The sequence below is a fragment of the Woodsholea maritima DSM 17123 genome, from assembly GCF_000382325.1.
Classification (GTDB): Bacteria; Pseudomonadota; Alphaproteobacteria; order Caulobacterales; family Maricaulaceae; genus Woodsholea; species Woodsholea maritima.
Genome location: NZ_KB908057.1, coordinates 529346 through 544589 on the forward strand (window position 1 = coordinate 529346; position 15244 = coordinate 544589).

General features: G+C 57.9%; 13 protein-coding genes. 8 read left to right on the top strand and 5 right to left on the bottom strand.

The window, feature by feature from the left end; all coding sequences use genetic code 11:
- Nucleotides 1–7 precede the first annotated feature (7 nt).
- Together cobT and H151_RS0108095 are read left to right on the top strand one after the other, a co-directional pair.
- Nucleotides 8–1942 (top strand): cobaltochelatase subunit CobT, encoded by a 1935-nt coding sequence (cobT, locus tag H151_RS15915; protein ID WP_019961151.1) that lies wholly within the window; start codon nucleotides 8–10, stop codon nucleotides 1940–1942.
- Complete coding sequence (locus H151_RS0108095; protein ID WP_026353908.1) at nucleotides 1942–2961, top strand: esterase-like activity of phytase family protein; 1020 nt, start codon at nucleotides 1942–1944, stop codon at nucleotides 2959–2961. Before cobT ends, H151_RS0108095 begins: the two co-directional genes overlap by 1 nt.
- Nucleotides 2962–2991: 30 nt before the next feature.
- Here H151_RS0108095 and H151_RS0108100 read toward each other — a convergent pair whose 3' ends face one another.
- A complete protein-coding gene (locus tag H151_RS0108100; RefSeq protein WP_233354548.1) occupies nucleotides 2992–3477 on the bottom strand; it encodes a J domain-containing protein in 486 nt (161 codons plus the stop codon).
- 201 nt (nucleotides 3478–3678) lie between these two features.
- On the opposite strand from H151_RS0108100, the gene H151_RS15920 reads away from it, so the two are divergent.
- Together H151_RS15920 and H151_RS0108110 are read left to right on the top strand one after the other, a co-directional pair.
- Entirely contained in the window at nucleotides 3679–3942 is a 264-nt protein-coding gene (locus H151_RS15920; protein ID WP_019961154.1) for a BolA family protein, read from the top strand.
- Nucleotides 3943–4031: 89 nt separating this feature from the next.
- Nucleotides 4032–6194, top strand: coding sequence for a methyl-accepting chemotaxis protein (locus H151_RS0108110; RefSeq protein ID WP_019961155.1), 2163 nt, complete (start codon nucleotides 4032–4034; stop codon nucleotides 6192–6194).
- Between the two features lie 37 nt (nucleotides 6195–6231).
- Here the strand turns inward: H151_RS0108110 and H151_RS0108115 are convergent, their stop codons facing one another.
- The 3 genes from H151_RS0108115 to H151_RS0108125 are packed head-to-tail and all read right to left on the bottom strand — an operon-like array spanning nucleotide 6232 to nucleotide 9185.
- Nucleotides 6232–7509, bottom strand: coding sequence for an HlyC/CorC family transporter (locus H151_RS0108115; RefSeq protein WP_019961156.1), 1278 nt, complete (start codon nucleotides 7507–7509; stop codon nucleotides 6232–6234).
- A complete protein-coding gene (gene aroB, locus H151_RS0108120; RefSeq protein WP_019961157.1) occupies nucleotides 7506–8627 on the bottom strand; it encodes a 3-dehydroquinate synthase in 1122 nt (373 codons plus the stop codon). The genes H151_RS0108115 and aroB overlap by 4 nt, the downstream gene beginning before the upstream one ends.
- The gene (locus tag H151_RS0108125) at nucleotides 8628–9185 is read right to left on the bottom strand and encodes a shikimate kinase (RefSeq protein ID WP_019961158.1); all 558 of its coding nucleotides are present in this window, start codon (nucleotides 9183–9185) and stop codon (nucleotides 8628–8630) included.
- A gap of 154 nt (nucleotides 9186–9339) precedes the next feature.
- Between H151_RS0108125 and H151_RS17540 the strand changes: the two genes are divergently transcribed.
- The 4 genes from H151_RS17540 (at nucleotide 9340) to H151_RS0108145 (ending at nucleotide 13257) form a co-directional block, all read left to right on the top strand.
- Nucleotides 9340–9480: a hypothetical protein gene (locus H151_RS17540; protein WP_019961159.1), complete on the top strand. Its 141-nt coding sequence runs from the start codon at nucleotides 9340–9342 to the stop codon at nucleotides 9478–9480.
- Nucleotides 9464–11185: a hypothetical protein gene (locus tag H151_RS0108135; protein WP_019961160.1), complete on the top strand. Its 1722-nt coding sequence runs from the start codon at nucleotides 9464–9466 to the stop codon at nucleotides 11183–11185. Before H151_RS17540 ends, H151_RS0108135 begins: the two co-directional genes overlap by 17 nt.
- Entirely contained in the window at nucleotides 11182–12108 is a 927-nt protein-coding gene (locus H151_RS0108140) for a site-specific tyrosine recombinase (protein ID WP_019961161.1), read from the top strand. The genes H151_RS0108135 and H151_RS0108140 overlap by 4 nt, the downstream gene beginning before the upstream one ends.
- A gap of 168 nt (nucleotides 12109–12276) precedes the next feature.
- Nucleotides 12277–13257 carry an acetyl-CoA carboxylase carboxyltransferase subunit alpha gene (locus H151_RS0108145; protein ID WP_019961162.1) on the top strand — a complete coding sequence of 327 codons (981 nt, stop codon included), beginning with the start codon at nucleotides 12277–12279 and terminating at the stop codon, nucleotides 13255–13257.
- On the opposite strand, the gene H151_RS0108150 is transcribed toward H151_RS0108145, so the two are convergent.
- Complete coding sequence (locus H151_RS0108150) at nucleotides 13166–14482, bottom strand: cache domain-containing protein (RefSeq protein WP_019961163.1); 1317 nt, start codon at nucleotides 14480–14482, stop codon at nucleotides 13166–13168. The two genes, H151_RS0108145 and H151_RS0108150, sit on opposite strands and share 92 nt — an antisense overlap.
- Nucleotides 14483–15244: the final 762 nt, after the last annotated feature.

The window sequence follows — 15244 nt, forward strand, 5'->3', positions numbered from 1 at the left end:
GCAGGCTATGGCCGATCGCACCCCCTCTGACACGTTCAAGCGAGCATTGAGCGCGACCACGCGCGCCATCGCCCAGAACGCAGAGGTCGAGATTAAATTCGGTGGTGAGTATGCCGGCATCGTTCAGGGCCGGGTGATGCTGCCCAATCCGCCGGAGGATCTGGATCTAGCCCGCGCCAATATCCTGCGCGGTCAGGCCGATGCCCAGGCCCTGCGCTTGGCTTTACATGATGATGGGGCGCATCTGCGTGCCCTGCCGCCGGGTTCCCAAGCGCGCCAGATTTTTGACGCTGCGGAACAGGCCCGTATTGAAGCGCTGGGCGCGCGGGCCATGAAGGGCATGGGCGATAATCTCGATGCCGCGCTGATCAATACTTGTCTGAAAAAGGGCTGGAACCGGGTGGAAGACCGCCAGGATGCCCCGATGGCGGACGCTTTGGCGCTGATGGTGCGTGAGCGTATTTCTGGGCGCCCTGTTCCCGCCGAAGCCGAAGGCTTGATGGCGATCTGGCGCAAAAATCTGGAAACCCGCGCGGGCGCAGCACTGGATGCGTTGGTCGCTGAGGCCCATGATCAATCCCATTTCGCCAAGGCTTTGCGTCAGGTTTTACGCGATCTCGATCTGACTGAAGAGCTGGGTGAAGATCCTGATGAAGAGCCAGAAGAGAGCGAAAACGACGACGAAGGCGTCGAGCATGATCCCAAAGAGGGCGATGATGAGGGCGAGGCCGATCCCAATGCCGATGAGGATCAAACCCCTGAGGACGCACAAGGCTCAGCCGCGGACAGCGAAGATATCTCCTATACCGAGGAGAGCCAGACCAAAATCGACGCCAATGATGACCCCGGTGAAAGCGTAAAATCGGCCCGGCCCAATTGGGTGCCGCCCACGGGCGCTGAGGCTGCGGCCTATAAAGTGTTCACCAATTCCTATGATGAGATCATCCAGGCCGAAGATCTGTGTGATGCCAACGAGCTGGCGCGCCTTCGTGCCAATCTCGACAAGCATTTACAGGGCCTGGACAGTGCGGTCGGGCGTCTGGCCAATAAGCTCCAACGTAAATTGCTGGCTCAGCAGCAACGCGCCTGGTCATTTGATTTGGAAGAGGGGATTTTGGATCCCGCGCGCCTGCCGCGTGTGGTGATTGATCCCTTGCTGCCCTTGTCATTCAAGCAGGAAAAGCAAACCGATTTCCGCGATACGGTCGTCACTTTGTTGCTGGACAATTCCGGCTCGATGCGCGGACGCCCGATCCTGGTCGCGGCGGCCTGCGCGGATATGCTGGCGCGCACTTTGGAGCGCTGTGGGGTCAAAACCGAGATCCTCGGCTTCACCACGCGCGCCTGGAAGGGCGGGCGCTCGAAAGAAGATTGGGTCGCTGCCGGTAAGCCGCACAATCCGGGCAGGCTGAATGATTTGCGCCATATCATTTATAAGAGCGCCGATGCGCCCTGGCGCCGGGCGCGGCCCAATCTGGGCCTGATGCTGCGCGATGGTCTGTTGAAGGAAAATATCGACGGCGAAGCCTTGCAATGGGCGTGGCAGCGCTTGGCGCGTCGCCCGGAACAGCGCCGCATCTTGATGGTCATCTCTGATGGCGCACCGGTCGATGATGGTACGCAATCGGCGAACTCGCCCGCCTATCTGGAAAGGCATCTGCGCGATGTGATCGCGATGATCGAAAACCGCTCTGAGGTGGAATTGCTTGCCGTCGGCATCGGCCATGATGTAACGCGCTATTACCGCCGTGCGGTGACGATTTTGGATGTGGAACAGCTCGCCGGTGCGATGACCGAGCAGTTGGCGGCGCTGTTTGATGAAGAACCGCGCGCGCGCCGGGGTTCAAAAGTCAAACAAAACCCGGTAGAGACAAAACATAAAGGGGGGGCGGGCCTAGACGCGCTTAAGCGCGCAGTGTCCGCACAAGTCGGGAGACGGTAATGCAGCGGGTGTTATGCAGCGGTGTCGGCGCTCTGGTTGCTCTATGGGGCATGGCGGGGTGCGGGCCTAAAGCCTTGGAACCCGGGGCCATCGACGTCACGACTGAGGTCATTGCCCTCAACCCTGAGGCCCCAGACGCGCGCGCCTTGGGTGAGCTGACCTATCGCGGCGGGCTGGAACTTTTCAGCACAGCGCCCGATTTTGGCGGCTTTTCCGCGTTGGAAATCCACGACGATGGCGATCGTATTTTGATGCTGTCCGACCGCGGCGCTTTAGTCAGTGCTGATCTGGTCTTTGATGAGGGCGGCGATTTAATCGGGCTTCAAAACGCTGAGATTTATCCGCTCTTGAACCGTGAAGGCGTGCGCGTTCATGGCCGCGAGGCCGATAGTGAAGGCCTCGCCCATCTGGGTGATGGTGATTATGCCATCAGTTTCGAGCGTGATCACCGCATCTGGGTGTATCATTTTGGCACAGATTGGGAGTTTTTGGGCACCGCCTTGCCAGAGCCCTTCGCCTTACCGCCGGGCACAGAGCTGTGGCCTGATAATGCCGGGATGGAGGCCTTGACCCTGGATAGCCAGGGTCATGTATGGGCCGGGGTGCAAGATCCCTTGGTGGATGGTCAGCCCTTTACGCTGTGGCAATTTGATGAAGGCGGCGATCCGGTGGCCGGGGCCTTGATGGGCCAGCCGGGGTTTGCCCTGACGGGCCTGACGCCCTATGGCGAGGGCGAGCTATTGGCGCTGACACGCTATTGGTCGCGTTCGGTGGGCAATCGCGCGCGCATTCTTCATCTTGACACACGCCATTTAAGCGGGGCCTTGGCCGGGGATGTCCTGGCCGAACTGGCCCCACCCTTGAGCGTTGATAATTATGAAGGTATCGCCTATGCGCCCTCCACTTCGGTGGGTGCGCGGTTGTTTTTAGTCTCTGATAATAATTTCAGCGATGATCAACGCGCGCTGTTGATCAGCTTTTCACTGAATGCTGATGCGCGTGAAGACGACGCTGACTAGGCGAAAGGGCTGAAAGCGAGGCTTTCAGCCTCAGCCCATATTGGCGTTTTTCAGGATCTGATACGCCTCGACGACTTTTTGCAGCTGATCTTCGAAAGACCGATCCCCGCCATTGGAATCCGGGTGATAAGCGCGTAACAGCTCGGTATAGCGTTTACGCACGGTGGCTTTATCGGCATGGCCTTCCAGACCCAAAGTGTCCAGGGCCTTGGCTTGCAGACGCCCCATGCGCGGCCCTTGCGGACCGTCATTGGCGGGCGCATTTTTCTGGCTGGGCGGGGGGCGATCACTAAACATGCTGAAGGGATCTTCAAACCCCTCCTGGAAATCTTTTGTCGCCCGTGTCGCGCGCGCCCGGCTGGTAGAGCCAGAATTGAACGACCAGGTGGGCCGATGGCCATGGCGCGCCGCATCGCTATAGGCTTGGGCTGCGCCCTCGCTTAGGCCATCGAAGAAATTCCACGATTTGTTGTACTCGCTGGCATGGTTTTGACAAAACCAATAAAAATCGTTCAACTGTTCGCGACTTTTGGGGGCTTTGGCCGTCGCTTTACGCCGACAATTGGCGTACTCGCACGTTCTCTCCTCCTGGGACGGTTCGTCCTTGGGCGGTTTGATGCGCATGTCTTTAAAGCGCGGCGTATATCGAAAAGCTTCTGACATGGGTGTAAGTATGGGCTGTGTCTGGCGAAACGGCAAGAATGAGAGATGAGTTGGATGAGTGAAATTCACACTTCTATCGAGGCGAAATTACGAAAAGCCTTTGATCCAGTAAAGTTAGTGATCAAGGACGAATCAGCGATGCATGCTGGCCATGCTGGCGCACCAGAGGGCGGCGAAAGCCATTTCGCGGTCGAAATACACTCCAATGCTTTTCAAGGTAAAAATCGGGTTGAATGCCACCGATTGGTAAATAGCGTGCTTTCTGAAGAGCTTAAAGGTCGCGTTCACGCTTTAAGGATAATCGCTAAACCCACATAATTCCCCAATATTTAGAGGGTATAACTCATCATTAACTAGCCTATGGATTGTATAGGGCCCAAACGCGTTTCACTGCGAAAGGGTTGCCCATGAGCTGGTCAAATCTATCTATTCGCTGGAAAATCCCGGCCTTGGTCGTGGGGTTTTCTGCTCTCGGTATGGTTGCGGTGGCGGGGGCGGCCTCGTTTAATGCCTTCAACGCGGTGGATCATTTCACCGAAGACCGTCTTATAGGGGCCTCTGAGGCCAAGGCGGGTCAGCTCAGCCAGTATCTTGAGACTTTGGACCACGATGTTCATTCGCTCAGCGCCAGCCCCTATGTGCATGAAGCGCTTGCGGCCTTCCATCAAACCTACCAGGCCGGCCAGCATAGTGAAGCCTTGCGTCTGGCCTATATCAGCGACAATCAATTTCCCGCTGGTGAACGTCATAAGCTGGATCAGGCTAATACCGGTCTTGCCTATGATCAGGTCCATGGCCAATACCATCCCTGGTTTCGCACCCATCTAGAGCTGATGGGCTATTACGATCTTTTCTTGTTCAATAATAATGGTGATCTGGTCTATTCGGTTTTTAAAGAAGATGATTTCGCCACTAACTTTGGTCAAAATGGCGGGCGCTGGGCCGGTACTGAATTGGGTCAAATTTTCCGAACGGCTCATGATGCCCCTGCGGACACTATCACTTTTGCTGATTTCGAACCCTATGCCCCCAGCTTTGGCGCGGCCGCGAGCTTTTTGGCGATCCCGATTTATGAGAAGGGAGAGCGTAAAGGCGTTTTGGCCCTCCAAATGCCCATCGGTGTGTTGAATGCGTTGATGCATAATACGGCTGGCCTGGGTGAGACGGGGGAAACCGTGATCGTGGGCGAGGATGGTTATCTCAGAAGCGATAGCGCGCACACCGATCAAGATGATGTCTTGCAAACCCGGGTCGATCTGGCCCTGGTTGAGGACGCGGCCAAAGGGCGTTCGGCTTATTTCACGGATCAACAGGTCTCTGGGCGCGATGTTGAGACCGCGGTCTCTCCCGTCGCCTTCCATGATGCCTCCTGGGCCGTTCTGGCGATGCAGGATAAGGCCGAAATTGTTGGCCCAGTTCAAATCTTGATGACCTCGATCGTTTTAGCCTGTGCGGTGATGATCGCGGTGGCAAGCCTGGGCGGGTATATAATGTCGAATGGTCTGGCGACGCCGATGGGCCGCGTGGTCAAGGCGCTGCGCGCGGTGGCCAAGGGGGCCAAGGGCGATGTCTTGCCGCAGGATGAAGCGCGTAAGGATGAAATTGGCGATCTGGCGCGCTCGTTAAAAGTCTTCCAGCGCTCCTTGGAAGACACCAAGCGCTTTGCCTATGAGCGTGAGCAACGCGCCGAGATTGAGTTTGAGCGTCAACGCGAGATTGAAGGCTTGATCTTGGGTTTTCGCGAAACCGTCTCCACCAGCTTAGAGGCGGTCGGTAAAGAGCTGACCATGATGCGTAGCTGCGCCGAGGCGGTGACGCAAGCGGGCCAAGATGCAGGACAAAGCGCAGACCACTCGAAAACCGCTTCGACATCGGCCTCAAAGGGCGTGTCTGCGGTGGATGAAGCCGTGCAAGAACTGGTCGCGTCCTTTGATGAGATTAACCGCCAGACTGACACAGCCAACTCAGTCGTGGCCTCCACCGTGCAAATCACGCGTAAAACAGACAATGATGTCAAGCAATTGGCCGAAGCTGCCGGGCGCATTGGTGAGGTGATCGGCCTGATCAATGATATTGCCGAGCAAACCAATCTGTTGGCGCTGAACGCCACGATTGAGGCCGCGCGCGCGGGCGAGGCCGGAAAAGGTTTTGCCGTTGTGGCCCAGGAGGTGAAGGCGCTCGCCGAACAGACCGCCAAGGCCACGGGTGACATCTCGGCCCAGGTTGAGGCGGTGCAGAACTCCACTCAGGGTGCGGTGGCAGCGCTTCAGGAGATTTCTCACGCCATCGTCAAGGTGGAGGAAATCTCCACCGTGATTGCCGCCGCGATTGAAGAGCAAAGCGCGGTGACCCAGTCCATTTCGGGCTCCATCACCCAGGCGGCCAATGGCACGCGCGATGCCGCGGGGGAGGTAGAGAAGGTGACCGGCGCGATTTCCTCAACTCGTGATCGGGTGGAAGAAATGCGCATGGCCTCCGATACCGTCAGCGAGATGAATGACAATCTGCGCGCCCAGGTCGATACCTTCTTGAAGAAAGTTGCCGAGAATATGGATCAGCGCGCGGCGTAAATCCGCGCGCTGTCTTGGCTTGCTGTATCCTCAAGGATCAGGAAGCGACGTCGGGTTCTTTCGCCACGCGCAGGCGCGTGATCTGATTGCGCTGGCGCTTGATCACCTCAAAACGCACCCCGTGGAAGCGGAAGATCTGCTTCTCGCTGGGGATGGTCTGGGCTTCGTGAATGACCAGGCCCGCAATGGTGACGGCTTCATCATCGGGTAAATCCCAATCGAGCGCCCGGTTGACATCGCGAATAGGGGTGACGCCATCGACCAAAACCGTGCCATCGCTTTGGCGGGTCACACCTTCGACGGTGATGTCATGCTCGTCTTCAATGTCCCCGACGATTTCTTCAAGGATATCTTCTAGGGTGACAACGCCTTTCAGGGCCCCATATTCATCGACAACCAGCGAGAAATGTTCGCGTTTTTCGCGGAAGGCATTGAGCTGATCTTGCAGCTCGGTCGTTTCCGGGATGAACCAGGGTTCGCGCTTAATGGCTTCGATATCGACCTTGCTGACATCGCCGCCCGCCTGGAACAGGGCGCGGGCCAGATCGCGCGCATGTAAGACCCCGACGATATTCTCGCTCTCATCACGATAAAGCGGCAATCGCGTATGGGGCGAGCTTAACGCCTTGAGGATCAAGGTGTGAGGGTCATCTTCGATGTTTAGCATGACCAGATTTTTTCGGTGAACCATCACGTCTTCAACGGTCAGTTCGCGCAGATCCAAGACCCCGCCCAGCATGTCGCGATCGCCCTTGACCACGCCGCCTTCTTGGTGGTGCAGGTCGATATGATCGCGGATTTCCTCGTGAGAGCTTAACACCGGCCCATCCACATTGGCCCCGACAATGCGCAAGGTGGCGCGCACGATGGTTTGCACGGTCCCGACCACGGGGGACAGAACGATGACAAAGATCCGAATGGGCAGCGAGACCGCCAGCGCAAAGCGATCCGGGTTGGAGAGCGCATAGGTCTTGGGCATGACCTCAGCGAAGATCAGAACCAGAAAGGTCATCACCAAGGTGGCAATCGGTACACCCGCCTCACCGAAGAGTTTGAGAAAAATCACCGCAGCGATCGAAGAGGCCAGGATATTGACCAGATTATTGCCCAGCAAGATCGCCCCGATCAGGCTTTCTTTGTCCGCGATCAGGAAATTCACCCGCTTGGCGCGTTGATCCTTATCTTTCTCCAGGCTCAGCATGCGCGCCTTAGACGTGGCCGTCAGCGCGGTTTCAGATCCTGAAAAGAAGGCCGACATGCATAACAGGGCAAGGATGCCTATGCCCGACCAGACCAGACCCATATCAAATGTCATTGTGGTTTCAGCTCATCGTGTAAAAAGGCCAGAACATCCTCGCTGGCGCACTCAGAGGTGATGAAGGCGTCCCCAATAGCGCGCGCGAGGATGAGGGTGATGACCCCACCCTTGTTCTTTTTATCATCTTTCATGCGGTTAAGAAGCCCCTCAGCCTCATAAGGCCCGCCGGGAAGCTCCGCGATGAAGGCGGGAAGGCCCACCTTAGCCAAATGGGCTTCAACGGCGCGCGCATCGCTTTGCGCACAAAGGCTCAGCCGCGCCGAATACCGAAAGGCGAGCGCCAGGCCCAGGGCGACGGCTTCGCCATGGATGAGCGTGCCTTTTTCGGCCTCCGCTTCAAAGGCATGGCCAAAGGTATGTCCCAAATTGAGAAGGGCGCGAACGCCGGCCTCTTTCTCATCTTGGCGCACAATGTCGCCCTTGAAGGCGACGGCGGCTTCAACCGCTTCGGCCAGGCCTTCACCGTTCAGCGCCTCAAGGCCCAAGGTATCCAGCCGGGTGAAAAGCGCGCGATCGCCGATGAGGGCCGCCTTGATAATTTCCGCATATCCGGCGCGCAATTCGCGCGCGGGTAGGCTCGCGAGCAGGGTCAGATCGGCGATAACCAGGCTGGGTTGATGGAAGGCCCCGATCAGATTTTTACCGCGCGCGGTATTGATCCCGGTCTTACCGCCGACGGAGGAATCAACTTGAGCCAGCAAGGTTGTGGGGATTTGCACGAATTTCACCCCGCGTTTGACAATCGCCGCGGCAAAGCCCGTTAGATCGCCAATCGTGCCGCCGCCAAAGGCGATGACACATTCCTGGCGCTCGACATTGGCGTCGAGTAATTCCGCGCACAGTGCTTCTAGGCGATGGAAGCTTTTGGCCTGCTCCCCGCCCGGAATTTCCAGATAGAGCGGGGTGAGGCCATGCTGGGCCAAAACCTGTTCCAAGCGGGCACGATGATGGGCCAGGGCGGCCGGGTCGGCCACGATGATGGCGCGCCCGCGCGGGCACAGCTGGGCGAGGGAAGGGCCTGCGCCTTCCAGCGCGCCTTCACCGATGACCACATCATAACTCTCAGGGCCCAGATCAATATGAACCCGGCGCAGCGTTGAAACATCAGCCATCATTTAGATATGCTCCATCGGGCGCAAAGCCTCTAAGGCCACTAAAATATCATCGACCGTTGTGGTGTGCGAGCCGTTGGTGGAATCCACACTGATATCGGCCTCAGCATAGGCGGGCGTGCGCTTTTCCATCAGCTCAGCCATCACCGCACGGGGATCTTCGGCGCGTAAAAGGGGGCGCGTATCACGCCGGCCCACCCGCTCCATCAAGGTGTCCAGATCGGCCTTCAGCCAGATCGAAATGGCTTTATCTTTGACCAGCGCGCGCGTTGTGGGATCTACAAAAGCGCCCCCGCCCAGCGCCAGGACCATGGGCTTGGGCGCCTCTAACAGGCGGGCAATCACCTTACGTTCGCCTTCGCGAAAAGCCGCCTCACCAAATTCTGCAAAAATCTCAGAAACGCTGCGCCCGGCTGCGCGTTCTACTTCAATATCGGCATCTTTGAAGGGGCGTCCAATGCGTTTGGCCAGGCGACGCCCGACGGTGGTCTTTCCCACGCCCATCAAGCCGACGAGGACCAAGGTTTGTGGCAGGTGCAATATTTCGGTTGTCTGGCTCATACCCCCATCCTATAGGCAGGCTGGGGGCAGGTGGCAATCAGCCTGGCGCCATAGAGGTGTCATGGTTTTGGGCTGGACTGTGATACGTCTGGAAATCGCCTTATTCCTAAGGCTATGTTATACGTAAACTTCATGGGAAGTTGAGGGGTTATAGATGCGCGGATTTTTGATCGGATTAGGTGTCGTCGTCGTTCTGGGGCTGGCCGGGTTTATCGGTCTCATCATGGTCTCCAACGGTGTTGAAGTGCCGCAAGAAACCACCCGTATTGAGGTCACTGATGCGCTTAAAAGCTAGTTTGCTGGCGTGCGCGGCCCTGATCTGGGGCGCGGCCTTTGCCCAACCGGCTGTTGAAGTTCAAGAGCTTGGCGCGGTCAATCCCTTTGAAGTCGGTATCCAAAGCGGCATGCCCGCCCATGTCTGGTCCAATTCCGGGGCGGAGACCTTGCGCGCGGCCTTGACCACTTTACCCGATGGGCAGGGTGTGGGCTTTCACCATCCCTTGGCTGCGCGCCTTGCCGCGCGTGCCTTGTTAGCCGCGGGCCGTCCGCCGCGCGATGCGCAGTTTGATCTGGCCGCGTTGCGCGCCGATAGGGCGCTGGCGACGGGCCGAGCCCAGCCGGTCTATAACCTGTTGGTGCGCACACCGCGTGTCAATGAATCGGCCTTGCTCTCGCGGCTTTATGCCGAAACCGCCTTCGCCCTGGGTCATGAGGATGAGGCCTGCCGGGCCGCTGATGCCTTGTTAACCGGCCGCGATGAGGCCTATTGGCTGCGCGCGCGTGCGGCGTGCTTGGCCTTGTCGGGCAATATTCCAGCGGCAGAATTAACCGCAGAACTGGCGCGTCATCAAAGCGATGAGGCCGCCGCCGATTTCTTCACGGTGTTCGATGCCTATACGCTCAACACCCCGATTGGTGATGCGATCACGCCGCGTGATGGTGTGTCGCTGGCGCTTATTCATGATCGCAATCAAGACCAGGTGATCGTGGTCGATGAAGGGGCCCCGGCCTGGCTGAAAGAGGCCGCGCTTCGTACTGGGCCTCAGATCCGCCTGCCGCAAGATCCGCTCGCCGCGCTGGAAGCTGCGCGCTCCATGCAAGGGGCTGAGCGGGCGGCGGCGCTGGGCGCGTTGATCCACCAGGATGTAGATCGTCAGCTGGCCGCCGATGCGCTGGCGCTGCGTTTGAACGATGCCAAGGCTGAGGGTGAGTTCATCACCGTGGCGCGCACTTATGGCCCGGAAGTCTCTAGCCTGCCGATCAGTGATGAGACTTTGGTTCATGGCGTGCATTTCATCCTGGCGGCAATCTTGGCCGAGGATTTGGAAACCGCGGACATCTGGCGTGAAGCGCTGGAATATGGCCCACCGCGCCCCGAACCTGAACTCGAACCTGAACCGCTTTATGATGAAAACGGCATGCCGCTCAATCCGGCGCACTTGCCCCCTTCAGATGGGCCGCAGCAATTGGGACCCGATCCTTATGGGCCATCGTTTAAGCCGCAAGCAGAATGGGATGCGCCCGCGGCGAGCATTTTGGTCGGCTTGGATTTCGCCCTGGCGATTGCGCGCAATGAAGTCCAGTCGGGCGGGTTTGAAGCCCTTCACAGTGCCCGCTTGGAAAATGCCGATCGCGCCAGACTGGCCCAAGGGGCCGGGCTGATGGCCTTGGGTGCGCGTACGCCGCTGGATTTGCGTGCGCAATTGGCCCGCTATCATGCCCATCGCCTGCCCGATCAGGCTGTGAAGCCGCAAGATGCGGGTGCGGATGAAGGCGGCGCGCAAGCCAAGCTGGATCTGGCCACGTTAAGCGCTTTGGGATTGCTCGCCGCGCATGCTCAGGCCGCCGGTGAGGCGCAAATCTATGCTGCCGCTTTGATCGAAGCGGCCCCTGGTGATCCTTTTGCGATCGCCCAGGCGGTATCCATTCTGTCTGTTGCCGATTTAAGACAGGAAGCGCGCCGTTTGGTTCTGGAAATGGTTGTTGAGGATGAGGCGTGAGCACCCTTTGGGTTGACCTCTTTTTAGACATGATGGCTGCAGAGCGTGGGGCCTCGCCCCACACTCTGGACGCCTATCGCCGCGATTTAGAGGATATTGCGCTGCGCCTGAAACATTCGGGGTCTGATTACGCTACGGCCCAAACGCCCGATCTGGAAGATGCGTTCGCCAGCTTGGCCCGTGATGGCCTCTCCAAGGCGACGGCGGCGCGGCGCCTGTCTGCGGTACGGCGCTTTTATAAATTCCTGCTGCGCGATGGCTTGCGCGCGGATAATCCCTCCCTGCCGATGAAAAGCCCTAAGGCCGACCGGCCTTTACCGAAGGTTTTAAGCGTCGGTGATGTCGATGCGCTGTTTCGCGCTATTGAAGTCGAGGAAGACGGCCCGGCCAAGCTGCGCCTTCGTGCCCTGATGGAGCTGTTATATGCCTGCGGCCTGCGGGTCAGTGAGCTGGTGTCTTTACCCCTTAAGGCCTTTGCCCGCGCAGAACGCTGTGTGTTGATCTATGGCAAGGGCGGCAAGGAACGCTTGGTGCCCCTGACCGATCGGGCACTGGATGCCATTGCCGATTATCGCAAAGTGCGTGATCACCATATGCCGAAAATGGGTGTGGAGCGCCGCCGGGCCGAACGCTTCTTATTCCCCTCCACCAGTGCCAAAACCGGTCATCTGACGCGTGAGCGATTCGCGCAAATCCTGCAGGACCTCTCGAATAAAGCCGGTTTGGGCGGACGTAATATCAGCCCCCATACCCTTCGCCATGCCTTTGCGACCCATTTGTTGGCCAATGGCGCGGATCTGCGCAGTGTACAGTTATTATTGGGCCATAGCGATGTATCCACGACCCAGATTTACACCCATGTCCTGGACGCGCGGCTGAAGAATTTGGTCTATGATGCCCATCCGCTCGCCCAGAGTGAGTAATGGCGCAAGATTTGCTGAGTAAGAGCGGTAATAAGGCGTGACTTTGTGTGCAGGTGACTGCTACTGGCGGCTTCTCAAGATTGCACTCTAGCCAAGCTCTGGTTAGGTTGCGCCTTCCTAGGATAAGGGTGAAGCACCCTTCTTTTTTAGAACAGCGTTAAGGCGACCATGTCTGATCCGACCCGTACTTATCTAGATTTCGAACGTCCAATTGCGGAATTGGATGCCAAAATCGAAGAACTTGAAGGCGTTATGGCCCGCAATGGCGAAGACGGTCCTGATCTGGGCGATGAAATTGCCAAGCTGCGTCAAAAGTCCTCTGATCAATTGCAGGCGCTCTATGCCAAGCTTGATCCGTGGCGCAAAACGCTGGTGGCGCGCCACCCTGAGCGCCCGCATCTGAAAGATTATTATAAGCACCTGATCGAAGATTTCGAAGAGCTGTGCGGGGATCGTCGCTTTTCCAATGATGATGCGATCATTGGCGGTTTGGGCCGGTTCCGCGGTCGCTCGGTCGTCGTTCTGGGTCATGAAAAAGGCCATGATGTTCAGACCCGTATCAAGCACAATTTCGGCATGGCCCGCCCGGAAGGCTATCGTAAAGCCATCCGCCTGATGGATATGGCCGAGCAGTATGATCTGCCAGTTTTGACCTTCGTTGATACCTCGGGGGCCTATCCTGGCATTGGCGCGGAAGAACGCGGCCAATCCGAAGCCATTGCGCGCTCAACCGAGCGCTGCCTCACCCTGGGTACGCCGATGATTTCGGTGGTGACCGGTGAAGGCGGGTCTGGCGGGGCGATTGCGCTGGCCGCGGCCAATGCGGTTTTGATGCTTGAGCATTCCATCTATTCGGTGATCTCACCGGAGGGCTGTGCCTCGATCCTGTGGCGCGATTCTGCCAGGGCCAAGGATGCCGCGACGGCGATGAAAGTCAGCGCGCAGGATTTGCTGCAGCTGAAAATCATCGACGCGATTATTCCTGAACCCGTCGGTGGAGCCCACCGCAATCCGCAAGAGGCAATCCGCCGGGTCGGCGATCAGATGGAGCAATCGCTCAGCCAGTTCGAGGGTCTCTCGCCTGTTCAGATCCGCCAGCGTCGCCGCGAGCGTTTTCTCTCGATTGGTCGCTCGCTGCTGAACGGCTAGCGCCAACTAATTCGCGCGCGTCGGGGGCGTCGGGATAATTCTCGGCGCGGTCGATGTCATCTATCGTGATGGAACGCTCAGCGAGCAAAGAGACCAGGCCCGGTCCCTGACTTAACACCAGTAAGAAGACCACACCGGCCCAGAAGGCCGCTTGCAACAGCGGGTCGGCGTTTGAGGTAGTGTTGTCAATCCGGCTGACGAAAATCCAGTTGGGTGCGCCAATCCGCGAGAAGGCGATTAGATCGCCATCGCTCAACTCCAACACACCTGACACACGGCCATTGGCATTGACCGCGCGCGCAATCTCTGCGCCATCCAGGCGCGCTTGCAGGACATGTAAGGTTTCCTCATCATTCTCACCGGGTGTTAACAGCTCGCTATGAACGACAAGGCTGCCTTCATTATCGAGAATGAAGTTCTCGCCATTTTCTGGCGGGCGGCTGACCGCGTGGCTGAGATAGCGTGAGACATTGAGGCTGACCCCAAAGGCCCCCATATGGCGCCCGCCCAGACGCATCGGGGTATAACATCCCACATGAGAGGCCGGATCATTGGGCCGATACAGCAGCACCGTAACGGGCGTACAGCGCGTTTGCTCCGTCGGGTTATTAGGCGGCAGGCTGCCGATCACCTGAGGTTCTTGGGTGAAGTCCAGATTATTCGGCGCGGTTTTGCGGTAAAACATCAACCGATCTGGGCGCAGGGGCGCAAATAAGATCAGGTTATTATGCTCATCATAGAATTGGAAATTGCTGAACTGCGTCTCATAGGCCGGGCCGATCTGGCGCACGGTCAGATAGCCGGCAAACAAGCGACGCTTGTCTTCACAGCTTAGCGCCTGGCCTTCACGGTAATAGGCTCCGATGCCATAGACGGGGCTGCCCTCTAGGGTCGTGATGCCATCAAACAGCTGATCCACACTGCGTCGGGTCCCGTCTTCTTGCAAAGGAAAGAGGGTGTTAAAGCGGCGCACCGCCTCGTCTTCGCTCAGCTTGGAATAGATCCGGCGATAGAGGTTATGGGAGGCTTCGTGCAGGCGCGCCACTGAGGTGAAGAGGAATTGCTCCACATCGCCGCGCTCCGCGATATAGGTCTGAAGCTGATCGCGCGTGACATCACGGCTATGGGTTTGAAGATAGCGATAAGTCGCCACGCCGCTTAACAGCGCGATCACTAGGCCGCCGATTACCACACACAGCCAAATCTGTATTGTTTTACGCGTCATCACCCCAAACCCTCTTCTCGTATCGTGAATGTATACACCGAAGAGGGTTATTATTCAGTTTCTTCAAATATGTGCTGTTCGGGGTGACCGGGTGGCGCTTTGCGCTTGATGTGAGAAAATTTATATTCGCTCGATGTCATAGGGGTGGGTGACGAGTGTGTGCTCCCCTGTTTACGGGGGAGCTGTCAGCGAAGCTGACTGAGGGGGGCGTTGCTACATAGATGCTTACACTTAAGGCATAGCCATAGTGTCATCCCGGACGAACGGCAGTGAGATCCGGTATCTGTTGAGCGCGCCATTAAGGCAGATAGATCCCGGCTCAAGGCCGGGATGACAGTGGATGTTTATGCTCAACGCGGCCCCGGACTTGATCCGGGGTCCAAGATCGAACCCATAGGGTTCGCAAGCGCGTACGCGCGCCCGCAGCGTGAGCGAGGAGCTTTAAGAAACGCCCCCTCCGGTCCTTACGGACCACCTCCCCCGTAAACAGGGGAGGATAATCGGGCGATGAGCCCGCAAGCGCGAACGCGCGCCCGCAGCGTAAGCGAGGACTTTTCAAGAAACTGTCACCCCAAACTTGATTTGGGGTCCATGCCGGACGGGGGTGAGCTTGGTTCTGATGGAGCAGAATAATCGTCATGCTCACGCTATGGATGCCAGATCAAGTCTGGCATGACAGGATCGACCCGAAGGGTCGCAAGCGCGACTGTCCTCAAATAGCCGACAGGCGATAGGACAAATAAAAAGTGCGCGCCCGCAGCG